Genomic DNA, 24823 nt, shown 5'->3' on the forward strand with positions numbered 1-24823 from the left:
GGTGGCCAGGCCAACGCCAGCAGCGGCGACCCCGGCGTCAGGGGGTGGCGATGCCGGCGAGGTGGGCGGTGTCGTTGACGGTACGCACCGCCACGCCGCCGTCCGGCCAGGTGTCGATCACCGAGATGCCGGTCGGGTCGAGGTAGAGCCGGTGCAGCAGCGCGTCCCCGGCACCGAGCGCGTCCCGCAGCATGATCTTCAGTGGGGAGACGTGCGAGACCACCACGACGGTCTTTCCCTGGTACGTGGTGAGCAGTTCCCGCACCACCCGACGGACCCGGCCGGCGACCTGAGCAAACGACTCCCCGCCGGGCGGGGACAGCTCAGTGGAGGCGAGCCAGGCGGTCAACTCGGCCGGCCAGCGTTCCCGTACCTCGGCGAAGGTGCGACCCTCCCATTCGCCGAAGTCGCACTCGATCAGGTCGGCTTCGGGGCGTACCAGCGGGTCGCCGACCTCGGCGGCGATCGCCCGTGCCGTGTCGACGCAGCGCGACAGCGGTGAGCAGGCGATGACGTCGACCTTGGCCCGGATCACCGCGATCCGCGCGGCGGCGGCGGTGGCCTGCGCCGCGCCCTGCTCGGACAGCGGTACGTCGCCGCGACCGGAGTAGCGGCTCTGCTTGTTCAGCCCGGTCTCGCCGTGCCGGACCAGGATGAGCCGGGTGGCGGTGGCGGTGGTCGGCGGCTCCCAGGAGGCGGCCGGCGCGTCACCGGCCCCGGCGACGGCGAACATCGACGGCTGGACCTCGACGACCGACCCGACGGAGGCCGCTGGGGCCGCAGCGGCAGCCGAAGCGACCGGAGCCGCAGACGCAGCCGACGCGGCCGGTGCCGGCGGAGCCTTGGTGGCCCTGGCCGGTTTGCCGGCGGCCTGGTCCATCGCCTGGTTGGCGAGGGTGTCGGCGCGCTTGTTCTGCTCCCGGGGGATCCAGCTGAACCTGACCGAGTCAAACTCGCGGACCAGTGTGGCGGCCTGCGCGGCGAGCGGCCGCAGCCCCGGGTTCTTGATCTGCCACCGGCCGCACATCTGCTCGACGACCAGCTTCGAGTCCATCCGTACGTCGACCGAGGTGGCGCCGATCTCAGCGGCGGCCCGCAGCCCGGCGATCAGCCCCTGGTACTCGGCGACATTGTTGGTGGCGACGCCGAGCGCCTCGCCCCGTTCGGCGAGCACCGTGCCGGTGTCGGCGTCGAGCACCACCGCCCCGTACCCGGCGGGTCCGGGGTTGCCCCGGGCGCCCCCGTCGGCTTCGACGACGACCTTCATCGCGGCGCTCACAGGCCCGACTCGGCGGTCCGTACCATGATTCGACGGCAGTCCTCGCAGCGGAGGACCTCGGCCGGGTCGGCCGCTTTGATCCGGCCCCGTTCGGTGGCGGACAGTTCGAGTCGGCAGCCGCCGCAGCGGCCGGCGCGCATCAGCGCGGCGGCCAGCCCTCCCGAGTTTTCCCGAATCTTGTCGTAGAGGGCGACCAGGTCGGCTGGGAGGTCGCCGGCCAGCGGGGCGCGGGCGGAGGTCTTGAACTGTTCCTCGCTGGCGATCTCGGCGAGGTTCCGTTCCCGGGTCTGCTCGACCTCCGCACGCCGTTGCCGGGTGCTGTCGATGCGTCCGGTGACCTGGTCGAGCGCGGCCTGGGCGGTCTCCCGCTGTTCCATCAGCTCCAGTTCGGCGTCCTCCAGCTCGGTCTGCCGGCGGGTCAGTGACGCGAGTTCGTGCTGCAGTGCCTCCAACTCCCGGGCCGGGCCGGAGCCGGCGGTGAGCCGGGCCTGGTCCTTGTCCTTGCGGGCGCGGACCTGGTCGACGTCGCGTTCCAGTCGGGCGATGTCGCGGTCCAGGTCGTCGACGGCGACCTGGGCGCGGACCCGCTCGTCCTCCAACGCCGACAGTTCCCGCGCCAGGGCGTCCAGCTCAGCGTGCTCGGGCAGGGTCCGTCGCCGGTGGGCGAGTTGGGCGAGCGCGGTGTCGATCGCCTGCAGGTCGAGCAGGCGGCGCTGGGCTTGCGGGTCTGCCTTCACGGATGGGGCTCCTCATAGGTGGATTCGACGGGCGTGGAACGGGTGGGTGCCGTAGGCGTAGGGCCAGCGGGTGCCGCGCGGGCGGGGGTGGCGCTGGTTGCCACGCGCGGGCGGCCGGCGGACGGTGTGTGCAGCGTCCACGGGTCGGTGTCGAGGTCGGAGACGGTGGCGTCGACCCCGAGTTCGCCGGTGAGGTACGCGGCGAGATCGTCCAGCCAGGGACGTTCGGTGGCCCAGTGGGCGGCGTCGAGCAGCGCCGGGCCGCCGCTGGCGATCTGTTCGCTGACCGGGTGGTGGCGCAGGTCGGCGGTCAGGAAGGCGTCGACTCCTGCGGCGGTTGCGGCGGCCAGGTAGGCGTCGCCGGCACCGCCGCAGACCGCCACCGTGGTGAGGAGGCGTCCCGGGTCGCCGGCGGCCCGCACCCCCCAGGCGGTGGCCGGCAGCACCTCCGCGGCGTGCCGGGTGAGTGCGGCGAGGGTGAGCGGCTGGCGCAGCGTGCCGATCCGGCCGGCGCCCTGGCCGGCGACGGCGGCGGCCGGGCTGCCGGGTGCCGCCGGTGCCAGGGGCCGCAGGTCGGTCAGGCCGAGCCGGTCGGCGAGTGCGTCGGAGACCCCGGGTCGGGCCACGTCGGCGTTGGTGTGTGCGACGTACAGCGCGACGCCGGCCCGGATCAGGTCGTGGATGATCCGCCCCTTGTACGTGGTGGGGGCGACCGAGGAGACGCCACGCAGCAGCAACGGGTGGTGGGCAATGATCATGTTGGCACCGGCGTCGACCGCCTCGGCGACGGTTTCCGGTACGCAGTCGACGACGCACCGCACGTGCCGTACCGGGGCATCCGGCTCGCCGAGGACCAGGCCGACGCGGTCCCACTGCTCAGCCCAGGCCGTCGGGTAGCGCCGCTCGACGGCGGCGGTCACGTCGGCGACCCGTACCGGTGATGCTGCAGTTGTGTCCACGGCGGCCCAGCTTACCCATCCGCCCGCCGCGCTCCGGACGTTCAGGCGCGGCGGCTCCAGGGCGTCGTGGGGCGTCGGCGTCGTGGGGTGTCGCGCCCGTCGGGCACCGCGGCGTCCCGGTCAGCCGTGGGTGGTGCCGGCGGGCAATTGCTCGTCGAGGGCCTCGAGTGTGAGGTGCCAGGGAATCCGTTCGATGATCTGGTCCCCCTCACCGGGCGGCCGCAACGGCAGCACGTCGTCACCGAGCAGCACCCGAACTCCCCAGTCGCGCAGCCGTGCAACGCTTGCCTGGAACGCCGGATGCCGGGCGAGCGCGGTGTTGGTGAACGGCAGTGTGACGATCGGCAGGCCCTTGCCCTGTGCTTCGACGACCAGTCCGAGGGCGAGGGTGTCGGTGATGCCGGCGGCCCACTTGTTGATCGTGTTGGCGGTGGCCGGAGCGATGATCATCGCGTCGGCGGGGGGTAGCACATCCGGGTCGCCGGGGTTCTTGTAGTCGACCCGCACCGGGTGGCCGGTCTGTGCGGCCAGCGCCGGCAGGTCGACGAACTTGCGTCCATCCGGGGTGACCACCACGCAGACCGACCAGCCGCGTTGTCGGGCCAGCGTGACCAGCCTCCCGACATGACGGGAGGCTGGACTGCCGCAAGCGATCACGTAGAGAATCCGGGCACCGGCCGGGGTCACACCGTCACCTCTCCGTCGATGGGTATGTGGCTGTCGCAGGGTGTCGGGTCACACGCCGACCCCCATCTGTTCGGCGAGTTCGGCGACCGGCGCCGACGGCGTGCCCCGGGTTCGGCGCAGCACATCGGACATGACGGCATGGGCCACCGGTCGGCAACGGATCTCCGCCGGGGCGAGCCGGTCGCCCTCCAGCAGCATCTCGGTGGCCTTCTCCAGCTCGCCGAACTGGGCGTAGCCGCGGGCGATGTCGAGCAGGTGGTGCGCCCGCCGTTCCGGCAGCAGGGCGTTGAAGCCCGGATCCTCCATGATCACCCGGTGGGTCTCGACCGCCGTCCGTCCCTCGCCGAGCTCCACGGCGGCCGCAGCCCGGTGCAGTTGCACGTTGGTCGGGCCGAAGCAGGTCCAGTAGTGGTTGCGGTTCTCGCCGAGCGCCCGGGCCGCCTCGTCGGCGCCGTTGACCAGGTCCCGGACAGTTGCGCTGTCGCCGAGCCGGGCAGCGGCCATCGCACCCTGCAGCAGCAGCAGGCCGTAGACAGACAGCTGCTCCGGGGTGCTGCTGCGGCTGTCCGCCGGGGCGAGTCGGTTGGCGATGTTCACGTTTACCTCAAGGGCCGCACGGGACCGGCCGAGGGCCAGGAGCGCGTTGCCGACCCGGCAGGTCGCCACCCCGGTCAGCAGCCGATCGCCGGCCCGGTGCGACACCGCAATCGAACGGTCGGCGGCCAGCCAGGCGAGATCGTGCTCACCGAGCTTGCGCAACGTGGACGAGGCAATCTGGTAGAGCTGGCCGAGCAGACTCGCCGCCTGCTGCGCATCGTCGTCGTCACCGGTGTAGTGGGCGTCGGCGGCCTGCGCGTCACGCAGCAGCCGGGGCAGTGCCCGGGCCAGCACCCCGTACTTGGCGTGCTGGAAGGTCAGCCAGGCGTGGTTGGTCGCCTTGTGTATCTCGGCGAGCGGCGGCAGGCTGTTCGTGGGTCGGAAGAACGTACTGATCGAGTCATAGCGTTCCAGTGCGGCCCGAATTTCCTCCACCTCCACCTGGTCTATGCAGGTGACGCTCTCCGGCCGCCGCTCCGGGTCCTTGCCGAGCAGCAGTTGCGCGTCGAGTTGCAGCACGTCGGCGATCTCGTGGATCACCGAGAACTTGTCCAGTCGGCGCACCCCCCGTTCGACCTTGTCCACCCAACTCTTGGATTTTCCGAGCCGGTCGGCGAACACCTGTTGGGACATTTTGCGTCGGCCACGCCAGTAGGCGACCCGTCGACCGATGGGTAACTCTTCCACGCTCATGTTCCCCCTCGCGGTGCCGGGCACTTCACAGCCGGCAAACGTGCTGGTCGATGCGGCATCCCCCCGGACACCGGGACCACTGACCGTGCTCATCGCACAGGCAGTGCGTTAGGTCCATCACAGATGGTCGTAGTTTTCGATGCAAGTTGCAAAGGGTTGGCAGCCGAAAAGTTCCGGCGTGTCGCCGCGGCGTCCCCCGCCCGGGCACGCCGGATCCGGCTGCCCTCACACCCGACCGGTCGGACCCGACGAGTGGTCCGGGCGGCACCCAGATGCCTTGGAGGAATGTCGATCATGCGGTGGACGGTCCAACCGCCTTTCGTCCGCCTGCGGCTCCGCCGCGGCGCGCTGCGCTACGCCAGACACGGCTGGCCGGTGACGCCAGGGGCGTACCTGCACCAGGGGCGCTTCCGGTGTGACCGCCCCGGCTGTCCCACCACGGGCTGCCACCCGGCGTTGCAGCACTGGGAGCGGGACGCCAGTGATCAGCGCGACCGGGTCGGCTCGTGGTGGCGCCAGCAGCCGCATACCGTCCTGCTGGCCACCGGACACGCGTTCGACGTGCTCGACGTGCCGGCCCGGCTCGGCCTGCGGACGCTGTGCACGCTGCGGTTGCGTGGCGGAGCGGCGGCACCCGGCCGGGGCCAGCTGCGCGGCCCGGTCGCGGTCACCCCGACCGGGCGGTGGATGTTCCTGGTACGCCCGGGTGACGCGCTGCGCCCGGAGCTGGCCGATTCGCTGGACGTCATCCAGCACGGGCCGGGCTCCTGGATCCCCGCCCCGCCGACGGTGCTGCCGCAGGGGCCGGTCCGCTGGGCGGTCGATCCGGACGAGGTCGGCTGGCGGCTACCTGACTCGTACGCCGTACAGCGGATCATCGTCGACGCCCGGGAAACCGCCGCCGCGCCACCACGGCTGCCACAGCCCCGCAGCGCGCCGGTCGGGCCGCTGCCGGGCGCCGTACCGCTCACCGTCCCGCTCGCTCCGGCGGCCACGGTCTTCGTCCCCCGGCAGACGTCCACCCTGCGCCGGGCGCTGTGACCTGCCCAGCGGTCACCCGCGGGTGACTCCACCGGCCCGGGTGCTCACCCGGGTAGGCGGATCTTCCCGACGGCCGCCGGGCCCGGGACCTGACGGTCCCGGGCCCGGCGGCCGTCCTGTTTGCCGGTTGAGGCGCAAGCTGCAGGACCGGGCTGCGTGAGCGGCGGGCGATTGGGTAATGCCCCGATGGCCGTTCGGTACGCATCGTTCGGTAGGCACAGCGCGCTACCGCACCACGCCACCGAAGCCACCACGCCACGGCCGTTTGGGACGTTCGGAGGGAAGGCACGCCATGCTCAGCAGGGAGGATCAACGCCGGTTCGACCAGATCGCCCGCCATCTGCGGACGACCGATCCGGACTTCGTCGCCCGCCTGGGTGATCAGGCCGCCGACCGGCGGAACCGGGCGGCGATAATCGCCAGTGTGCTGCTCTGGGCGGTGGTGCCGCTGCTCGCCCTGTTCGGCGGCTGGATCGCCGCGTCGATCTGCACGGTGGCACTCACCGCCGCCGGTCTGCTCGCGCTGCGGGCCCGCCGCTGGTAGCCAGGGCCCGCCGCTGGTAGCCGGGTCAGTCGTCGGCCGGCGCGGGTTCGGCGAACCGCCGGTAGGCCTGGCCCAGCACCGTGGCCAGGCCCGGTCCGCCGATCGCCGGCGACGGCGCGCCGAGCTGGCGCAGCAGCAGGTCGGCGCGGGCCGGCAGGACCGGCTCACGGTCCGGCAGCGGCACCGGCGCACGCCAGAATCCGGCGTCCGACGTGGCGCCGGGTTCGGACAGGCCGGCCAGCGCAGGGCCGGCACCGACCGGGGACCTCACCGGCAGCGCGCCGGAGTCGGTGGACCGCGGGGCAGCGTCGGCGGACGGCGCCCCGCCGTCACCATGGGCGGATGGCCCGTCGCCACCACGGGCGAGCCGCAGCTGACGCAGTAGGGTGACCCGGTCCCGCCCCCGCCAGTGCAGGATCTGGAACGGGTCGGTGTCGAACTCCTCGGCCAGCAGATAGCAGGTGGCGGCCAGATGCTTGCACGGCACCGCCGCGTCCGGGCAGCTGCAGCTCATCGTCAGCTCGTCGACCCCGGCCGGGAACAGGGGCGCCCCGGCGGCGACGAACACCTGCTCCAGCTCCGGCGGCAGGTCACCGGCGAGCAGCCGGGCGCTGTACAGCGCCTGGCCGGCCAGAGTGTGCTCGATTCGCCGCCACACCGCGTCGCCGTAGCGCCGTAGCCCGATCCGTGCCTGGTACGGCCGGGGCCGGGAACCCTGTACCTGGGCGGTCACCACGCCAGGTGCCACGGTCAGGGCGAGCACCTGCCCGGCTCGGGCGTAGGAGCGGCCCCGGGTCAGCCGGGTGCCGAGCGCGAACGACTCCAGCACGTCGACGAATCGGCGCGACCACCAGGACTGGCCGATCGAGCCCCGGGTGCTGCGGGTCCGCAGCCCACCGTCGACCCGCCGGGGCCGGCCGAAATCGGCGAATGAGCTCATTCGACCACCGCCCCGGCCTCTAATGTGAACAGCTCCCGCAACTGCGCGGTCGACAGCTCGGTCAGCCACTGCTCACCACTGCCGACGACGGTCGCGGCGAGGCCACGCTTGTCCGTCACCATCGCCGCGATTTTCTCCTCCACGGTGCCGGCGCAGACGAACTTGCGGACCTGCACCGCCCGCCGCTGGCCGATCCGGAACGCCCGGTCGGTGGCCTGGTCCTCCACCGCCGGGTTCCACCACCGGTCCACGTGCACCACGTGGTTGGCGGCGGTCAGGGTCAGCCCGGTGCCGCCGGCCTTCAACGACAGAACGAACAGCGGCGGACCGGCCCGCCCGTCGCCGTCGGCGTCGCCGCCGGCCTGGAACCGGGCCACCAGGTCGTCGCGGTCCGCCTTGCCCAGGCCGCCGTGCAGGAACAGCACCTCCCGACCGGTGTACGACGACAGGTACCCGCGCAGCATCGCGCCGAACTCGGCGTACTGGGTGAACAGCAGCGCCTTCTCCCCCGCCGCCAGCACTTCGTCGAGGATCCCGGTGAGCCGGGCCAGTTTGCCGGAGCGTCCGGCCAGGTGCGAGCCGTCGCGCAGGAACTGCGCCGGGTGGTTGCAGATCTGCTTGAGCTTGGTCATGGTGGCCAGCACCAGGCCGCGACGCTCGACGCCGTCGCTGGACTCGATCCGCCCCATCATGTCGTCGACCACGGCCTGGTAGAGCGACGCCTGCTCGGCGGTGAGGTTGCACACCACCTCCATCTCCAACTTGGCCGGCAGGTCGGAGATGATCGAGGTGTCGGTCTTGAGCCGGCGCAGCACGAACGGGCTGGTGATCCGGCGCAGCCGCTGGGCGGCCTCGGCGTCGCCGTGGCGTTCCACCGGTTCGGCGTAGCGGCGGCGGAAACTTGCCGCGCCGCCGAGCAGGCCCGGATTCGCGAACTCCATGATCGACCACAGGTCGGCGAGGCGGTTCTCCACCGGCGTACCGGTGATCGCGACCCGGTGCCGGGCGGGCAGTGACCGGACCGCGACGGCCTGCCGGGTCGCCGCGTTCTTGATCGCCTGCGCCTCGTCGACCATGACCCGGTGCCAGCCGACCCCGGCCAGGTCGGCGGCGTCCCGGGCGGCCACCGCGTAGGTGGTGACCACCAGCCGGGCGCCGGTCACCGCCGCGACGAATTGCGGGCCACGGGGTCGGTCGGCACCGTGGTGCACGTGCACCGTCAGGTCCGGCACGAACCGGGCGGCCTCCCGCTGCCAGTTGCCGACCAGCGACATCGGACAGATCAGCAGCGTCGGTCCGGCGTCGGGTTCGTCGGCGGCAAGCAAGGCGAGCAGCTGTACGGTCTTGCCGAGTCCCATGTCGTCGGCGAGCACCCCGCCGAGTCCCAACGAGTCCAGGAACCGCAGCCAGGCCAGACCCCGCTGCTGGTACGGGCGCAGCCGGCCACGGAAACCGGCCGGCTCGGTCACCGGGGTGAGCTTGCGCTCCACCTCTCCGCTGAGCAGGTCACCGAGCGCCCCGTCGGCGTCGATGCCGAGCACCGGCAGCGGCAGCGCGGTACCCTCGCCGTCGCCGTCGAGAGCGACCCGCAGCAGGTCGGTGACGGTCAGCTCACCGCCGGAGCGCAGCAGTTTCAGTCCGGCGGCGAGCCGGGTGGGGTCGACCTCGACCCATTCGCCGCGCAGCCGTACCAGCGGACTCTTGGCCCGGGCCAGGTCCCGCAGCTCCTGTTCGGTCAGCGGCTGGTCGCCGAGGGCGACCTCCCAGCGGTAGTCGACCAGGGCGGACGTGCCGAAGTCGCGGTCGACGGCGACGGTGCCCGGGGCGGTACGGCTGCTCGCCCGCAGCCGGGCACCGAGTCGGGCGGTGGGCCGCCGCCACCACGACGGCAGCAGGACGCCGAACCCGGCGGCGTGCAGGGCCGGCGCGCCGTCGCGCAGGAACCGGTGGGCGGCGGCGACGTCAAGGTCCATCCCGTCGGGGGTGGCGGTGCGCAGCGCGTCGTCGATCGCCGGCCACAGCCGGCTGGCCCGGCCGAGCTCGGCCAGCAGCGTCTCCTGCGGGTCGGCGGTGTGCCGGGTGAGCGGTTGGAGCTGCCGGCCGCCGCGCCAGATCGCAGCGGCGTCGACCAGCAGGCTCGGCTCGGCGGTGGCCTGCAACGCGAACTCCAACCGCCATCCGACGGCACCGCCGCCGTCAGGGGCGTCACCGTCAGTGACGGGATCAGGGTCGCGTTCGGGTTCGCGCAGCCGGAACAGGGCCCGCACCGGGCCGCCAGCCGCGTCGCGCTGCCAGTGCTCCAGCTCGACGACGAGCGTGTCGAGTGCCGCGACCGGGGCGGTGAAATCCCGCCGGGGCCCGGTCAACGCGGTCAGCCAGGCGTCGCGGGCGGCCAACGGCCCGGAGCGAGCCCCGCCCTCGGCCAGCCGTACACCGTGCAGCGCGGCGCGGGCTGCGGCGTCGGTCAGCGCGTCCAGTGCCTCGGCGACACGCCGATGTCCGGTGCCGGGCGCCCCGGCGGCCAGCGCCGCCGGAGTGGCCAACGCCAGCGACCGGGCCCACCGCTGGTCGACTCCGGTCAGCAGCGGCAGCCAGCAGGCGGTGGCCGACCCAGGTGTCGTACCGGGCCGGACGGCGGGTAGCACCCGGCCCCGGGCGACCAGTTCGGCGGCGAACCCGGCGAACAGCGCCAGGTGGCGCACCCCGGCGCCGATCACCAACCCGCCCGGCAGACCTTCGCCCGGCGCGATGTCGCCAGGCAGACCGTCGCCAGGCACGATGTCGGCTGACGGATCGACGTCGTGCAGAGTGCAGAGCACCGGCAACGCCTCGTCGGCGTCGAACTCCAGGGTGGACACCAGCCAGTCGGCGTCGCCGCCGTCGCGGGCCAGCCCGGTGGTCGGCGCGTCGGACTGGGTACGGACCAGCTCCGGTGAGTCGACCGGAGCACCGGCGACGGTCGGCAGCCGGACCGCCGTACTGCCGGTGACTGCCTTCACCGCCACCGGCCCGAGCAGTGGGCTCAGCGCTGCGACCAGGGTCTCGTGTCCGGCGGCGAACGGGTGCGGTCGGCGGCGCGGCGGCCGCCCCGGCCGCCGGGGCGGCGCCGACGGCAACGTCGAGTCCTCGGCCCAGACGGCGAGCCGACCGGCGGGGCCGAGTAGCCCCTGCACCACCAGCACAATCACTCCTTCGCCGTCGCACCTGCGCCGATGGTACGGGTGGTCCGGCTGGTACGGCCGACGCCACCGCCGGGGCGGTCAGCCGTGCCAGGAGCGCCACAAGGCGGCGTACGCGCCGTCGGCGGCGATCAACTCGTCGTGACTGCCCTGCTCGGTGATCCGACCCTGGTCCAGCACCGCCACCCGGTCGGCGTCGTGGGCCGAGTTCAACCGGTGTGCGATGGCGATGACGGTCCGCCCGGCCAGTACCGCCGCCACCGCCTGCTCGATCCGGCGGGCGGTGGTCGGGTCCAGTGCCGCGGTCGCCTCGTCCAGGATCAGGATGTCCGGATCGGCGAGCACCAGCCGGGCGAGCGCCACCTGCTGGGCGTGCGCGGCCGGCAGGTCGAGCGCGCCGTCGCCGAGCAACGTGTCCAGGCCGGCGGGCAGGTCGGCGTACCAGTCGGCACCGACGGTGATCAACGCGGACCGCAACGTCTGATCGGACGCCTCGGGGGCGGCGAACCGCAGGTTGTCGCGCAGCGTACCGATGAAAACGTGGTGTTCCTGGGTGACCAGGGCGATCCGGCGGCGCCGCTGCGCCGGGTCGAGGTCGGTGACCGGGCAGCCGCCGAGGAGCACCGCGCCGTCGCAGGGCGCCTCGATGCCGGCGATCAGCCGGGCCAGGGTGGACTTGCCCGCCCCGGACGGGCCGACGATCGCCAGCCGTCGCCCGGCGGTCACCGTCAGGTCGATGCCGCGTAGCACGTCGACGCCGCCGCCGTAGCCGAAGGTCAGACCGGTCACCCGCACCTCCCGGCCGGTCGACGTGGCGTTCCGGCCGCGCGGCTCCGGCGGCACCTGCCCGACGCCGAGCACCCGGGCGTACGACGCCAGCCCACGCTGGGCCTGTTCGATCCACTGCAGGATGGTGTCCAACGGCTCGACGGCCTGCTGCAGGTAGAGCGCGGCGGCGACCACCGCGCCGAGGGTGACGGTCTCCCGGTGCAGCAGCAGCCCGCCGACCAGCAACGCGGCACCGATCGGCAACGCGACACTGGCCTCGGCCACCGGGAAGTAGACCGAACGCAGAGCGAGGGTGGCCCGCCGGGCGGCCCACAGGTCAGCGATCCGGGTCCGGCTTGCGCGGATCCGTTCGTCGCCCAGCCGCAGCGCCTCCACCGTACGGGCACCGTCGGCGGTGGTGGTCAACGTGTCGGTCAACGCGGCCATCGCCGCGCCCTCGGTCAGGTAGGCCGGGCGCGCCCGACGCAGGTACCACCGGGTCACCGCCACGATCGACGGCAGGCCGATCAGGCCGGCCAGCCCCAGCAGCGGATGCAGCCAGAACACCACGCCGAACAGCAGGACCAACTGCGCGGTGGCGATCACCACCACCGGCACCACATCGCGAACCATGGTGCCGACCGTGGCGACATCACTGGAGCTGCGGGTGGCGAGGTCGCCGGTGCCGGCTCGTTCGACCACCGACACCGGTAGTCCGAGGACGCGGTGCACGAAGTCCTCGCGGAGCCGGGCAACCGCCCGTTCGCCAAAGCGCAGCCCGACGTACCGGGCGAAGCGGGTGAGCAGCCCTTGCAGCAGGACGAACCCGATCAGCGCCGCCGCCAGCCGATCGACCGCGGCCACCGACGCGCCGGCGGTGACCACGTCGACGATCCGGCCGAGCAGCCACGGCCCGGCCAGGCCGGCCAGGGCCGCGCCGACGTGCAGCACCAGGATGCCGGCGACCACCCAGCGTTGCTGGCCGAGCAGTTCCCCGGTCGCCCGCCGGACGGTACGCGGATCGGCCACCGGCAACCGACCGGAGGCGGTCACGGTCGCCCCGTCCCGGGCGTCGCCTTCGCAGTCGGCCCCACGGTCGGTCCGGCCGCCTCGGTCAGCTCGCCGCCCCGGGCGACCAGCGCTCGGTAGTCCGGGTCGCCGGCCAGCAGCTCCGGGTGGCCGCCGATCCCGACGACCCGACCACCGCGCAGGTACGCCACCGTCTCGGTGGCCGCGAGCAGCAGCGGGGACGTGGTGACCAGCACCGTGGTCCGGTCGGCCCGCGCGACGCGCAGCCGGTCGGCGACCCGGGCCTCGGTATGCGCGTCAACCGCCGAGGTCGGCTCGATCAGGATCAGCACCTCCGGCTCCACCAGCAGCGCCCGGGCCAGCCGGACCCGCTGGCGCTGGCCACCGGAGAGGGTACGGGCGCGACTGCCGATCGGGGTAGCCAGGCCGTCCGGCAGCGACGTCACCACATCGTCGGCGGACGCGACCCGGACCACCGCCCGCACCCGTCGCTCACCGGCCGCGTCCGGCTCGTCCGCCCGCGCACCCTGCAGAATCTGCCGCAGCGTGCCGGCGAACAGGTACGCGTCGTGGTCAGCGACCAGGATCCGGGCCCGCACCTCGTCGAGTGCGACCGCGCCCAGCGGCACCGCGCCCCAGGTCACCCCGGACCGGCGGAACCGGCCCAGCCGGTCGGCCAGGGCCTGCCCGTCGCCCGGGTCGTCGGTCGCCACCCCGATCATCCGTCCGGCCGGCACGGTCAACCCGCTGTCGGGGTCGTGCAGGTCGGCCGGCTGCCTTGGGGCGGCCGCGGTGGGCCGCGCCGCCAGGTCCGTCACCGGGTCGGGGGTGAGCCGCAGCAGGGCCACGATCCGGCGGGCCGCGACCCGGCCCCGGATGAACTGGTAGCTGCCCTCCTGCAGGAACCAGACCGGGACGGTCAGCGCGGCCACGTACCCGTAGACGGCGACCAGCTCCCCGATGCTGATCTCGTCGGCGACCGCCATCCGGGCGGAGATCCACACCACGGCGGCGAGGAACAGGCCGGGGACGGTGACGGTGAGCGCCTCGATCCAGCTGTTCACCGCCGCGACCCGGTAGCCGTGCCCACGCAGCCGCTGGGAGTGGTCGACGTAGCGGTCGGCGAACAGGGACCGACCGCCGACCCCGGCCAGCACCCGCAGCCCGGCGACGATGTCGCCGGCACGGGCGGTGAGCTGGCCCTGTTCCCGCCGATAGGTCTGCTCGGCCCGGTCCAACCGGCGCAGCAGCGGGCCGAGCAGCGCCGCGACCACCGGCACGCCGATCAGGATGACCGCTGCGAGCACCGGCGAGACCGTCCAGAGCAGGACCGCGACCACCAGGTACGCCAGCACCGCGCCGACGCCCGGCCCGGTCAGGGTGAGCACGTGCGAGGTGTGGGTGATGTCGGTGCCGCCGACGGTGGCCACCTCGCCGGTGGCGAGCCGGCTCGGCAGGACCGCGCCGATGCGCGCCAGCTGCCGCGACAGCACCCCGGCGGACCGGGCGGTGGCGTCCTCGCGGATGTAGGTCATCGTGCGGTGCCGAAACACACCGACCACGGAGATCAGCACCCCGGCGACCAGGACGGCACCGACCCACCACGCCAGTACGGCCCACCGGCCAGGACGCAGTCCGTCGTCGATCGCCCGGGCCACCAGGTACGGCCGACCGGCCAGGCCGACCATCCACACCGTACTGAGCAACGCGCCGCGCAGCACCCGCCACGGTTGGCGACACACCAGCCACCACAGGTAGCGCACCGGCCCCCGGACATCGGGACTGCCCGGATCGGGGTGCGGGATCAGTGGCGGCACCTGCCCAGGCTAAACGTCCCAACTCACGCCGCCGACGCATTTTCCCATCCACCGGCTGTGTCGGTCACCGGGCACCGCGACGCTGCCCCGACGTCGGGCGCCCAGCGCGCCCGGCGCGTCTGCTGGTCGACGGCGAGATCCGCGATCGACGCGGCCACGGTCAGCCGCAACGCAGCGCCCCGGCCGGTCGCCGAGGCGGAGCAGCTGCTCACCCGGGCGCAGAACCTCGCCGCCGTGCTCGGCCAGCAGATCATCGACCTGCACCGCCGGTGCGCGCGGGCGCAACGAGGCGCGGCCGGCGGCAACCAAGACGCGGTCGGTGGCACCGGGGAGCGAGGTGACTTCGTCCGGCGGTACCGTCGACTCACCATGGACTACACCGACCTGCTTGCCGACATCGTCGCCGCCGACCGGGCCGACCGGCCGGACGTCGACCGGCTCACCGAGCGGCTGGAGCAGTTGATCGGACGTGGCCGCGAGCTGGCCGACTCGCTCGCCGTACCGGGGAACTGAGCGGATGCGCGGAGCGCGGCCGGCGGCCGGCGGCGGCCGGTGGGTGGAGATCTCCCCGGAGCGTCTGCGGGGCTGGCTGGACGGCTTCTACGGCCGGCACGACGGCGCCGCCGAGGACAGCCTGACCCTGACCGGGGCCAGCAACGGCGACACGGCGACCCTGCACCCGCCGCCCGGCTTCGACGGGATCAACGACGTCGACGGTCTGCTCACCGCACTGATCCGGCCGCCGCGCATCGGCCTGCTGCTGGCCCGCAAGGGTGCGGTGGCGGCCGGTGTCGTCGACGGCACCGCCGTCGTCGTGTCCAAGGTGGAGCGGCACTATGTGCAGGGACGCACCGCCGCCGGCGGGCAGTCACAGCAGCGGTACGCCCGGCGGCGCGACAACCAGGCGACGGCGGCGGCCAACCGGGCCGCCGACGTCGTGGCCCGGGTGCTGCTGCCGTACGGCACCGCCGACGCCGAGGAGCCGATCGGCGCACTGGTCTGCGGCGGCGACCGGTTGATGGTCGACGCGGTCCTCGCCGACCGGCGGCTGGCACCGTTGCTGCCGCTGCGCCACCCGCACCTGCTGGACTGCCCCGAGCCACGGCTCGCCGTACTGCAGGACGCCGCAGTCGCCGCCCGCCGAGTCCGCATCCACCTGGTGCCGTAAGCCGGACGCCGCCCGCTCGTCGCCCACAATGGCCGTTGCGCCGAACGTACCTCGCCGACCGCCACGTCGGGCGGCAACCTGGGACATTTACCAGGGTCTACGTCCATTGGTCCTGTCCGGTAACACTTCTCCACCAGGATCGGGTGACGACCCGACTACAGAAGGCGTGCCCGACGATGACTGTGACGAGCCGACCGACCACCGACCCGCCGGTCGGGGAACGCGCCGACCAGACCGGCCGGACCGACTGGCGCGGGTTCATCCGGCTGGCCCGGCTGCGTTTCCTGCTCTACAACCTGCTCCCGGTGGGGCTCGCGGTGGCGGTCTCGGTGCACCAGGGCTATCCGCTGCACCTCGGATGGTATGTCCTGGCGCAACTGTTCGCCTGGACGGTCCACCTGATGACGCACTACTGCAACGAGTACTTCGATCTGGCGGCCGACCGGGCCAACGTCTACTTCACCCCGTGGACCGGCGGCAGCCGGGCACTCGTCGACGGGCTGGTGCCACCGGTGGTGGCGTTGGGTACCGCGTTCGTCCTGGCCGCCGTGGCACAGTTGATGATCGTCGCGATGCCGGACTGGCCGACCCGGTTGGCCGCCACCGCCGCCGTCGTGCTGGCCTGGTTCTACACCGCGCCACCCGGCCGGTTCAACTACCGCGGCCTGGGCGAGGTTACCGTCGCGGCGATCCTCAACGGGCTGTGGCCGATGGTCGCGGTGCTGCTGCAGACCGGCACCGTGCCGGTCCTGCTGCTGGCCGTCCTCGCCCCGACCGCGCTGCTGCAGACCGTCCGGATGATGGTGATGAACCTCGGCGACCGTCGCTCCGACGAGCAGGTCGGCAAGCGCACTGTTCCGGTCATCATCGGCTACGACCGGGCGGTACGCGTCATCGTCACCGCCCAACCGGTCGCCTACGCCGCGCTGACCGGCTCCGCCCTCGCCGGCTGGGTACCCTGGCTGGTCTGGGCACCGATGACGGCGACCGCGGCGATCTCCGGCTGGCTGGTGCTGCGGCTGTGCCGGGGCGACATGCGCGACCTCGACCCGCGACGGATGACCCCGGTGGTCTTCTGGGCCTCCAACCACGTCTCGCTGATCGTCGGCGCGGCGATGCTCGGCGTCCTGCTCGACGCGGCCCGCACCGGCGCCGACGGCGGCGCGCTCACCCTGCTCGGCGCGGTCCTCGCCGGATACGTGGGCCTGTTCGCCCACCGGCTGTGGCTGGCCGGGCGGACCCGCCCGACCAGCGCCCCGGCCGACCGCCGCTGATCACAGCGGCTGGGGCACCAGCCGGTCCGGCACCGCCCCCGGGGCCGTGCCGGTGCCGGCGGTGGCCGCCGGGGTGCCGACCGCGTCCCTCGCGGTGCCGGCGGCGACCGGCCCGGCCGACGGCCCGACAGCCAGCAACTCGTTGAGCACCTGGATGGCACCGGTGATCCGCAGCAGGGTCTGCTGGATGTCGGCCCGCCGGGCCTCCACCTCGGCGAGCATCTGCTGACCGGCCCGCAACTCGGCCTCCAGCTCGGCGACCCGCTGCTCCACTTGCTCCCGCATACCTGATCCGTCCCGTCGTGGGTCGTCTGTCACTGGTCGGAGATTTCGAACTGCCAGAAGGTCTTCGTGTGCGAGGCGACCGGCTGCCCCGGGATCCAGGTGAGGGCGTACCGGTACGGGCCGTCGCCACGCTTCTGGCCACTGTCCCAGATGTAGCTGTCGTAGTAGGTGTTGCGCAGCTTGCAGACCAGCTCGTTGTCAGCCAGCTTCTTCAGGATCCTCAGCTCACGCTCACCGACGACGACGTCACCGATACGCACCGCCTGCGCGGTCACCTGCCCGGCGTGGATGCTACGGGGCTCGCCGTCAGCGGCCCGGAAGTGAAAACCGGCCGGGTCCACTTCGAGCTGGTACGCGTACCGGCCGCCGTGGTGGAACCGGATGGCGAGCGTCGTGGGCGACACGGTCGGCGGGGTCGTGTCGGCCTGCTGCAACTCCAGGAAGACGAGCTTCCGTCCCGGCTGGACCTCGCCCGCCTCCCGGCGCAACAGCAGATGCCGGTGCTCGGCCCGGACCGCCAGCTGATGCCCGGCGACGGCGACGGTGCCGACCCCGATCTGGCCGGCCGTGTCGATGTTGAGCCGGGCAGCCTGGTTGGTGACCAGCGTCAACGCGCTCGCCGTGCCGGTCCCCACGATCATCCCCGCCGGCGCACCGAACATCCCCGCGTCGTGCGCCATCGCCCAACCGTCCACCTTCGCCGTACGTACCGACAGCTTGGTGCTCCCGGTACCGACCACATCGACCACCCGCCCCCAACCGAATGCGCCCGACAGATCGGCGGTACCGATGCCGACGTGCCCGGCGGCGTTGATACTCAGCCGGGCGGCCTGACCGGTGACGAGGGTCAGCGGGCTGCCGGTCGCGGTGCCGACGACCATCCCCGGCGGCGCACCGAACACCCCCCCGTCGTGCGCCGCCACCCGACCGTCCACGTTCGCCGTACGTACCGACAGCCTGGTGCTCTCGGTACCGACCACATCGACCACCCGCCCCCAACCGGCGGTGTCCCGCGGGTCGGCGGTGCCCACGCCGACATGTCCGTCGGTGCCGATGAAGAGCCTGGTCGTTCCGTCCGCGTCCGATTCGTGGGTTCGCACGTGCAGGCCGCGTCCGGCCGCTGACCGTCCGTCGTACTCCACGGAGAATCCCTGGTTGGTCGCGCCGGCCCAGAACCGGACCCCGCTGCGGTGCTGGTCGTCGGCGGCGACCCGGAACGTCAGATGCCGGTCCTGGTGATCGAAGTCGCCCACGTCGAGACCGGTGCCGGCGGCGACACCGACACCGATGCCGCCCGTCATCGACAGACTGGACAGCTCGGCGGTGGTGCCGTGCACCGCGACGTCGCCGTTGTCGGCCACCGTGATTCGACCGAGCAGCACCGTCGGCCCGTCCAGATCGGGCTCCGCCTCGGCGGGAGCGACCGCCGTCGTCCCGTTCGGGGCGGCCACCACCACCTTCGGACGTTCCTCCCAACGCCGGGCGCCGACACCGCCGTCCCCGGTCTGTCCCACGTCCGTCGCGGACTCCTGGTAGGCCAGGCGTACCTCGACGTTCTGCTGGTTGGCGAATCCCGTACCCAGCGGCAGTTCGGCGGCGGCTGCCAGGACGAGGTGCCGGCCCAGGGCGTCGACCGCCATGCCCGCGGACACCGTGACCCGGAACGGCTCGTCCGCGGCGGCCAGGCCCAGGCCCTCGCTGACGCCGGTGAGCCGCAGCAGCCGGCTCTGCCGACGCTCACGGTCCAGGTGGAACCTCTGCTCGTCGATGAAGTCCTGGTCCTCCAGGAACTGCCCGTCGAAGAAGCGGACACGCTTCGAGACGACGTCAGGTTGGGTGTAGTCCGCCATCGGACCTCCTCCGGTTTCAGGTCGAGTCGCGCGTGCCGAGCAACGTGTTGCGGTTGAGGACGAGCCGCTCCGGCTTGCCGCCTTCGCGTTCCTTCAGCTCCTCGGAGACCAGCCGCATCGTGGGCACCACGACCTTGAGCGCGTAGAACGTGTGGGCCGGCTTCTCCCGGTCGATGATCGCCCGTGCGGTTTCCTGCACCCTGCGCAACTCGTCACCGTCGGCGGCGCCGAGAGTCAGCTGTACCTGGAAGTAGTGGGCGGGCGTGTCGTACCCGTCCAGGATCACCACGTCCTCCCGGGTCACCTGGTCGGCCAACGGGCGCAGGTAGATCTCCAGCATCCGGCGCAGCCCGGCCAGGGTCCCCCGCTGCCGGTACAACGGCACGACCTCCCGGATGAAGCCGCGTTTGGTGTCCACGTCCCAGTCCGCGCGAAGGCTCAACGCCACCCAGCCGGCCAGCCACGGCAGGAAGTCCTCACCGGTGTGCACCGGATCGATGTAGTCGGCCGAACGTCCGATGGTCTGTTCCAGACCCTCGACGTCGTCGCGGCCGGTCAGGATCGCCTCGAAGGCCAGCAGGAACCGGCCGGCGAACGGGTCCTCCCGGAACATCACCGGGAGATGATCGAGGTACCGGCTCATCGTGCGCCCTCCCCGCCGGGCGGGTAGGTCCGGCCGTAGCCGTCGTAGCCGACCAGGTCCAGGCGGGCCAGCCGGGGCAGTTGGTGCACGTCCAGCGCGACGCTGCCCCCCGTGTCACCGGCACCGACGCCACCACCGGCGCCGACCAGGGCGAGCTGGACGTTCTCGATGTAGTCGAGCAGGGGTGACTGCTCGAGTACCGCATACACCTCGGACGGGTGGACTCCCTGTCCGAAGGGCCAGCCGGTGCCGCCGGTACCGCCGGTGAACGGGTCGTAGAACCGGTGCAGCCGGGCCCGAGCGTCGGCGAGCGCCTCGGTCGGCGGAGCATCCTCACGCAATGCCAGATCGGCCGAGATCCCGATGTCGACGTACTGCGGGCCGACGACATGGTGACGTACGGTCAGCAGCCGACGCGGGGCCAGGAAGTCGTGCAGTTCGGTGGTCAGCTCCTCGGTCGGCACCGGATGGGTGTCGGTCTCCGTACCCGGCGCCGGGACGACGACGACGCTGACGTGTGCCGGGGCGACAGCGGCCGGATCCGTACCGGCGAGGTCACGACCCGCCACGCACCGGACCCGCCGCACCCGGTCCGGCCCGGCGGGCTGTCGCTGCGCCGGCCATACCGTGCCGACCAGGTACTCGTAGTCGTCCGCGGTCGCGGCCCGGTAGCGCTCATGCAGGTCGGCCAGGCTCTGCCGGACGGCGGCGTCGAGCCCACCGGTGGTCGGAGGTGTCCACTCCGGGCCGTTGAGCAGCTGCAGGAAGTTCCGGGTGTGGCTCTGCGGAATCTGGTTGACCTGGTACAGCTGCATCTCGGTCAACCAGGCCAGCATCTCGACCAGGATGACGCCGGGGTCGCTGGGGTTGTGATCGGTCCACTCCGGCAGCAGGACCGGGATGAGCGACCGTGCCTCGCCGACGAGGTCGTCGTAGTCGCGGTCGTCGAGGTTCGGCAACGGAATCGGCACGGCGGTCCTCACGCTGGAAGGGTCACGGTGATCTGGTGCCGCCCGGAATAGACCAGCGCACGTGCCAGCCACCGGGTCAGGTCCGCGGCAACCGGCTCGGCCGCGCCCTGCGCCAGCGAACGGCCGAGGACCGCCGCCAACCGCTCGCCGAGCGACTCGGACCGGGCCACCTGCACCACCTCGAGTTCGCGGACATGGTCGACCCCGTCGACTGCTGTGACCGCCGCGTACATGTCCGAACGGTGCGGCTTGCGGCCGAACGCCCAGCCGGTGCCGTCCGGTCCGCCGGTCAGCGGATGCAGGAAACGGTCCAGGACCTGCTCGACCCGCGCCTGGATCAGCCCGGCGGCCGTCGGGTCGCCGGCCACCACGGTGGCGGTGACGGTCACCTCGATCCACTCCGGGCCGGCCACCCACAGGCCGACGGTCGGCGCGCACCGCGCCCGCAGGTGCCGGTCCACCTGACGCAACAGACCCAGGCTGGGCACCGGTCGGGCGGCGGTGGAGAACGGGACCACGATGACCCCGACCCCACCTGCGTCAGCCTGCTGATGCTCACCGCCCGGCTGTTGGTCCGGGTCCAGCCACAGGTCGAACGGATCGAACCCGCTGGGCGACACCGCCTGCGCCCGGGCCACCTCGGCCGAGGACTCGAACGCGAGGTCCGCGAAGTCGTCGACCGTGACCGCCCGGTCACGGTGGCGTAGCGCCTTGGGCCCCCGTGTCCGCACCCGCTCCATCGGCTCCCAGCCGGACCCGCCGGAAGCGGGCTCGAGGTTGGTCACCGAGTCCAGGTAGGGAACCGCGGATTTCAACGTGGCGATGGTGTCCGCAGGTCGGTTGCCCCGCTCGCCGCCGCCCGTGCGGTAGGTGATCCGGACGTTGTTCTGCCCGATCGGCACCACCTGCCCCGCCTGCCCGTCACCGAATCCGATCTCGCCGGTGGCGGCGTCTATCGTGTAGTGGCGGTCCCCTGGCCCGGAGCGGTGGAAGTCCGTCACCTCGTGCCAGCGTACCCAGACCTGCCCCGCAGCGTCGGCGGCCGTGACGGCACCCGCGCCGTCGGCCTCGACGAGCGCGGCCTCCTCCGCCGGTGACGGCCGCTGCGGCTCGCGGACGACGAGTCGCTGGTCGGCCAGCACCGGTGTCTGCGCGGTGGCCAGCCGCTGGCCGGCCTCGGCGAGGCCCGATCCGAGGATCTCCCCGGTGATGGTGGTCGTCTGCGTAGCCCACGTCGTGTTCGGCGAGACCCGACGCAGCCGTGGTGGGATCGCGAAGCCGCCACGCCGGTGTCGCAGTCGCAACCAGCACCGGTGCTGACCGAACGACTCCCGGGCGGTCAGGTCCGGAGGACCGACGAAGCGGACCACGCCGCGGTCGCCCAGCGTCCCGGTCTCGTCGACCGCGATCAACGGCCGCCAACCGTCGGCACCGCTGTACTCCCACACCAGGTCGGCCCGGTCGGTCAGGTCGGCGCCGGCCAGCCGGTCGGCCACCACGTCCTCGGGTGCCGGTGGTTCGACCTGCAGGTAGAGCGTGACCGGCCGGTTGTCGAACGGCTGGTCGAAGCCGAGGTAGAGAGCTCGGTCCCGGTGCGGATTGGGGGTGAAGGGGGTGATCTGCCACCGCTCGTCACCGTCGCGGTGGTGAGTGACGAGACGGAAGTCGTTCTCGGTCACACAGGCCTGGGCCGGGACCGCAGCCGCCAGCCCGGCCCGGGACCGCCACGACAACCTGGTGACGACCGGCGGAGCGAAGGTGGCGTCGACCAGTTCGTAGCCTCCGTCGTCATTGCGGGTGTAGTGGGCCGCGACCCCGTAGTCGCCGCCGATCAGCCGGACCCGCACCCAGTGCGCCTCGACGCCGTTCACCTCGGTGCGCGCGAACCCGTCCGGTGGGGTGAGCGTCACGGTGGCGCTGTCGGTGAAGGCGTACTGCGGGTCGTCGACCATCACCCCCCGCCACGCCGCGCCGTCCCATGCCTCCCAGACGAGTCGTGGGTCGCCATCGGTGCGTACCGGCGGCACCACGGGATCCGCCTGGTCGGCCGGCCCGTTGGTCAGCGTCACGTCGACGACGAGTTCCGCACCCGGCCAGACCAGGCTCGCCGGGCACGCCAGATAGCAGGTGTCGTTGAACCGTGGCTGTTCGCCGAAGGGATAGAAGTCCCTGGTCACGTCCAGTGGGCTGGTGTTGCTGAAGGCCTGCGGCAACGCCACCGGATCCGGTGGCGTCTGCACCCGCGCGTCGATGCCGGTGACGACGGGCAGTTCCCAGTCGTAGCCGACGGACAACGCCGCCAGCCGGGGCAGGATGGCGTACGTCGCCCCGTGGTCGACGATCTCGGCCCGCAGCCAGTGGCCCGGCCGTCCCTGGAACAGCTCGGCCGGCCAGTCGGCCGGCACCCGGAAACTGACCTCGCCGTCGGCGGTGAACGCGAGCGTGCTGTCGACCAGTTCCCCGGCGGCGTCGCCGTCGGACTCCGCCGTCGCCGTGCCGGACTCGCCCAGCCGCCGCCATTCGTCGCCGACCTTGTACGACCACACCAGCCGCACCGGGGTCGCCGGGTCGGCGGGCGTGCCGGGCCGGGCCAGGGTGACCGCGAGCCGGGCCACCGTGCCGGGGACCACCACACCGACGCTGAGGTAGCACCACCGGACCTGACTGCTCTCGCCGAACGGGTAGAACCCGTCGACGGCGGCCTGCGGGGTCCGACGGCCGGACGCGACGGCGTCGAGCGCCAGCCCGGAGACCGGCTGCGGCATCGGCATGTCGAGCTGCGCGCGCAGCCAACCGGCGGTGGTGCCGTCCACATCGTACGCAGGCAGTGGCGGCAGATCGGCCAACGTCACCGTCCAGGCACCGTCCCACAGCGTCGTCCCGGCCTCGACCGGATGCCACCGGGCGCCGTCCCAGTAGGCCCAGGAGATTGGCCACTCGGCGAGCAGGGCGGCGTGCGAGGCGGTCAGTGCCAGGGTGACCGTCTTGGTTCCCTCGGCGGCGAGAACCGGGTCGCAGGCCACGAAGAACCGGTGCGGCACCGGCTGATCGCCGTTGAAGGCGTCGAACGGCTCGTCCCGCTGGCCGGTGGCCATGGCACTGCGGTCGGCGTAGGCGTCCTGCGGTGCGTCGTCGACCAGTACGGTCCGCAACTGGGCCGGGGTGACCACCAGATCGGTCACGGTCTCGAAGACGACCTCGTCGTCCTCGCCGTCGCGCGGGGTGGCCGCGACCTGAGTGCCGGCCGGGACCACCGCTTCGGTCTGGCTGCCCTGGGCCAGAGCGAAGGTGAGCGGCACGCGGGCCGGACGCGGCGGCGCCGGCCGGGTCCCGATCAGGTTGAGAAACGCAAGGTAGTCACGTTCCGGCACCTGGTTCAGCCGCTGCACCACCAGTTCGGCGTAGCGGGCGAAGATGCCGATCAGCGCCTGACCGGCGTCCCGCCGCCCGTCGGTGGGCGGCCGCCAGCCGCTGTACCGGGTCGCCAGCGCGGCGGTCTGCGCGGCGAGCGCCTCGCGGTCGCGGGGGTCGATGGGTGGGGGCTGTCCGGTCATGCCAGGTAGAAGGGGTAGACGAGATTGAACCGGCTGTTGGTCGAACGCACCTGGTAGTTGATTTCGATGAGCAGGCGGCGCCGGTCGTCGGGGTCGGGTGCGGCATAGACGTCCAGCACGTCGATCCGTGGTTCCCAGCGGGCCAGTGCCTCCCGCACCGACCGGCTGATCCGCCCGGCGGTGCCGACGTCGTTGACGTCGAACACGAGGTCGTGGATGCCGCAGCCGAAGTCCGGCCGCATCACCCGCTCACCGGGCGCGGTGCCGAGGATGAGCCCGATCGACTGGCGGATCAGGGCCGCGCCGTCGTCGCTGAGCCGGATGCCCTGCCCCGGCTCGTAGCCGAGTGGGAACGCCCAGCCGGTGCCGAGGAATCCGTGGTTCACCGCGCTGGTCACCCGATCGTCACCGTACCCGCAGCAAGGACCGCGCCGCTGGGCAGGTCCTGCGGATCGTTGCAGGTCGACGCGAGGTCACCGGACCTGATCGCCGGCTTTCCGTTGATCCTCACGGTCGCGCTGCCGCCTTCGAGGGTGGCCGTGTTCGACGGCTGTTTCTGAAACGACGTGCCGGGCGCGGTGGGTACGTGCGCCGGGGTGTTCTCGGCGGTGGAGCCGGCCACCGCCGCCGGCTTCCCCATGATCTTGACATCGGCGCTCAGCCCGCCGTTGATGATCCCGGTGAAGGGATGCGGCAACGGTGTAGGAGTCGGCGCGGGTGCCCCGGGCACCATGACGACGTGGATGTCGGTCGCGTTGACCCGGTCACCCTGCTTCGCCGCGAACTGTCCCATGTGATCTCACCCCCC

21 protein-coding genes are annotated in these 24823 nt (G+C 72.7%); 5 read left to right on the plus strand and 16 right to left on the minus strand.

Going from position 1 to position 24823, the window contains the following annotated elements; genetic code table 11:
• Positions 1-37 precede the first annotated feature (37 nt).
• From O7621_RS25865 to O7621_RS25885, 5 genes are all read right to left on the minus strand, one after another.
• Complete coding sequence (locus O7621_RS25865) at positions 38-1267, minus strand: bifunctional RNase H/acid phosphatase (protein WP_282234733.1); 1230 nt, start codon at positions 1265-1267, stop codon at positions 38-40.
• Positions 1268-1275: 8 nt separating this feature from the next.
• Positions 1276-2016, minus strand: coding sequence for a C4-type zinc ribbon domain-containing protein (locus O7621_RS25870; RefSeq protein ID WP_282231635.1), 741 nt, complete (start codon positions 2014-2016; stop codon positions 1276-1278).
• On the minus strand, positions 2013-2975 hold the full coding sequence (locus tag O7621_RS25875; protein ID WP_282231636.1) for a Nif3-like dinuclear metal center hexameric protein: 963 nt from the start codon (positions 2973-2975) through the stop codon (positions 2013-2015). Before O7621_RS25875 ends, O7621_RS25870 begins: the two co-directional genes overlap by 4 nt.
• 120 nt (positions 2976-3095) lie before the next feature.
• Positions 3096-3662: a flavoprotein gene (locus O7621_RS25880; RefSeq protein ID WP_282231637.1), complete on the minus strand. Its 567-nt coding sequence runs from the start codon at positions 3660-3662 to the stop codon at positions 3096-3098.
• Between the two features lie 48 nt (positions 3663-3710).
• The gene (locus O7621_RS25885; protein ID WP_282231638.1) at positions 3711-4946 is read right to left on the minus strand and encodes a helix-turn-helix domain-containing protein; all 1236 of its coding nucleotides are present in this window, start codon (positions 4944-4946) and stop codon (positions 3711-3713) included.
• 300 nt (positions 4947-5246) lie between these two features.
• On the opposite strand from O7621_RS25885, the gene O7621_RS25890 reads away from it, so the two are divergent.
• Positions 5247-5993: a bifunctional DNA primase/polymerase gene (locus O7621_RS25890; RefSeq protein WP_282231639.1), complete on the plus strand. Its 747-nt coding sequence runs from the start codon at positions 5247-5249 to the stop codon at positions 5991-5993.
• A 292-nt stretch (positions 5994-6285) separates the two neighbouring features.
• On the plus strand, positions 6286-6537 hold the full coding sequence (locus O7621_RS25895) for a DUF3040 domain-containing protein (protein ID WP_278170454.1): 252 nt from the start codon (positions 6286-6288) through the stop codon (positions 6535-6537).
• A 25-nt stretch (positions 6538-6562) separates the two neighbouring features.
• On the opposite strand, the gene O7621_RS25900 is transcribed toward O7621_RS25895, so the two are convergent.
• From O7621_RS25900 to O7621_RS25915, 4 genes are all read right to left on the minus strand, one after another.
• Positions 6563-7477, minus strand: coding sequence for an SWIM zinc finger family protein (locus O7621_RS25900; RefSeq protein WP_282231640.1), 915 nt, complete (start codon positions 7475-7477; stop codon positions 6563-6565).
• Positions 7474-10659: a DEAD/DEAH box helicase gene (locus tag O7621_RS25905; protein WP_282231641.1), complete on the minus strand. Its 3186-nt coding sequence runs from the start codon at positions 10657-10659 to the stop codon at positions 7474-7476. Before O7621_RS25905 ends, O7621_RS25900 begins: the two co-directional genes overlap by 4 nt.
• A gap of 78 nt (positions 10660-10737) precedes the next feature.
• A complete protein-coding gene (locus O7621_RS25910) occupies positions 10738-12477 on the minus strand; it encodes an ABC transporter ATP-binding protein (protein WP_282231642.1) in 1740 nt (579 codons plus the stop codon).
• Positions 12474-14174 carry an ABC transporter ATP-binding protein gene (locus O7621_RS25915; protein WP_282234734.1) on the minus strand — a complete coding sequence of 567 codons (1701 nt, stop codon included), beginning with the start codon at positions 14172-14174 and terminating at the stop codon, positions 12474-12476. The genes O7621_RS25910 and O7621_RS25915 overlap by 4 nt, the downstream gene beginning before the upstream one ends.
• Positions 14175-14327: 153 nt before the next feature.
• Between O7621_RS25915 and O7621_RS25920 the strand changes: the two genes are divergently transcribed.
• The 3 genes from O7621_RS25920 to O7621_RS25930 all read left to right on the plus strand — a co-directional run bounded on the left by O7621_RS25920 (position 14328) and on the right by O7621_RS25930 (position 16712).
• Positions 14328-14783: a DUF6403 family protein gene (locus tag O7621_RS25920; protein WP_282231643.1), complete on the plus strand. Its 456-nt coding sequence runs from the start codon at positions 14328-14330 to the stop codon at positions 14781-14783.
• A 4-nt stretch (positions 14784-14787) separates the two neighbouring features.
• Positions 14788-15438: an acVLRF1 family peptidyl-tRNA hydrolase gene (locus O7621_RS25925; protein ID WP_281550849.1), complete on the plus strand. Its 651-nt coding sequence runs from the start codon at positions 14788-14790 to the stop codon at positions 15436-15438.
• Positions 15439-15614: 176 nt separating this feature from the next.
• Complete coding sequence (locus O7621_RS25930; RefSeq protein ID WP_282231644.1) at positions 15615-16712, plus strand: prenyltransferase; 1098 nt, start codon at positions 15615-15617, stop codon at positions 16710-16712.
• Here the strand turns inward: O7621_RS25930 and O7621_RS25935 are convergent, their stop codons facing one another.
• From O7621_RS25935 to O7621_RS25965, 7 genes are read right to left on the minus strand one after another with little or no spacing between them, the layout of a single operon-like run.
• Positions 16713-16997, minus strand: coding sequence for a hypothetical protein (locus O7621_RS25935; protein WP_282231645.1), 285 nt, complete (start codon positions 16995-16997; stop codon positions 16713-16715).
• A 29-nt stretch (positions 16998-17026) separates the two neighbouring features.
• Positions 17027-18847 carry a hypothetical protein gene (locus tag O7621_RS25940; protein ID WP_282231646.1) on the minus strand — a complete coding sequence of 607 codons (1821 nt, stop codon included), beginning with the start codon at positions 18845-18847 and terminating at the stop codon, positions 17027-17029.
• Between the two features lie 16 nt (positions 18848-18863).
• Entirely contained in the window at positions 18864-19490 is a 627-nt protein-coding gene (locus O7621_RS25945) for a phage tail protein (RefSeq protein ID WP_281550853.1), read from the minus strand.
• Entirely contained in the window at positions 19487-20473 is a 987-nt protein-coding gene (locus O7621_RS25950; protein ID WP_281550854.1) for a hypothetical protein, read from the minus strand. Before O7621_RS25950 ends, O7621_RS25945 begins: the two co-directional genes overlap by 4 nt.
• Positions 20470-24015, minus strand: a complete 3546-nt coding sequence (locus O7621_RS25955; RefSeq protein WP_282231647.1) for a putative baseplate assembly protein — start codon at positions 24013-24015, stop codon at positions 20470-20472. Before O7621_RS25955 ends, O7621_RS25950 begins: the two co-directional genes overlap by 4 nt.
• Positions 24012-24413: a GPW/gp25 family protein gene (locus tag O7621_RS25960; RefSeq protein WP_281550856.1), complete on the minus strand. Its 402-nt coding sequence runs from the start codon at positions 24411-24413 to the stop codon at positions 24012-24014. Before O7621_RS25960 ends, O7621_RS25955 begins: the two co-directional genes overlap by 4 nt.
• Positions 24410-24808, minus strand: a complete 399-nt coding sequence (locus O7621_RS25965; RefSeq protein ID WP_282231648.1) for a PAAR domain-containing protein — start codon at positions 24806-24808, stop codon at positions 24410-24412. The genes O7621_RS25960 and O7621_RS25965 overlap by 4 nt, the downstream gene beginning before the upstream one ends.
• Positions 24809-24823 lie beyond the last annotated feature (15 nt).

This window comes from Solwaraspora sp. WMMD937, from assembly GCF_029581175.1.
Lineage (GTDB): Bacteria > Actinomycetota > Actinomycetes > Mycobacteriales > Micromonosporaceae > Micromonospora_E.

Bases quoted from the DNA above. Each gene is read 5' to 3' on its own strand.
- O7621_RS25930 (WP_282231644.1), top strand. From the start codon at position 15,615: ATGACTGTGACGAGCCGACCGACCACCGACCCGCCGGTCGGGGAACGC.
- O7621_RS25955 (WP_282231647.1), bottom strand. From the start codon at position 24,015: ATGACCGGACAGCCCCCACCCATCGACCCCCGCGACCGCGAGGCGCTC.
- O7621_RS25900 (WP_282231640.1), bottom strand. From the start codon at position 7,477: ATGAGCTCATTCGCCGATTTCGGCCGGCCCCGGCGGGTCGACGGTGGG.
- O7621_RS25895 (WP_278170454.1), top strand. From the start codon at position 6,286: ATGCTCAGCAGGGAGGATCAACGCCGGTTCGACCAGATCGCCCGCCAT.
- O7621_RS25925 (WP_281550849.1), top strand. From the start codon at position 14,788: ATGCGCGGAGCGCGGCCGGCGGCCGGCGGCGGCCGGTGGGTGGAGATC.
- O7621_RS25965 (WP_282231648.1), bottom strand. From the start codon at position 24,808: ATGGGACAGTTCGCGGCGAAGCAGGGTGACCGGGTCAACGCGACCGAC.
- O7621_RS25945 (WP_281550853.1), bottom strand. From the start codon at position 19,490: ATGAGCCGGTACCTCGATCATCTCCCGGTGATGTTCCGGGAGGACCCG.
- O7621_RS25935 (WP_282231645.1), bottom strand. From the start codon at position 16,997: ATGCGGGAGCAAGTGGAGCAGCGGGTCGCCGAGCTGGAGGCCGAGTTG.
- O7621_RS25940 (WP_282231646.1), bottom strand. From the start codon at position 18,847: ATGGCGGACTACACCCAACCTGACGTCGTCTCGAAGCGTGTCCGCTTC.
- O7621_RS25865 (WP_282234733.1), bottom strand. From the start codon at position 1,267: ATGAAGGTCGTCGTCGAAGCCGACGGGGGCGCCCGGGGCAACCCCGGA.
- O7621_RS25890 (WP_282231639.1), top strand. From the start codon at position 5,247: ATGCGGTGGACGGTCCAACCGCCTTTCGTCCGCCTGCGGCTCCGCCGC.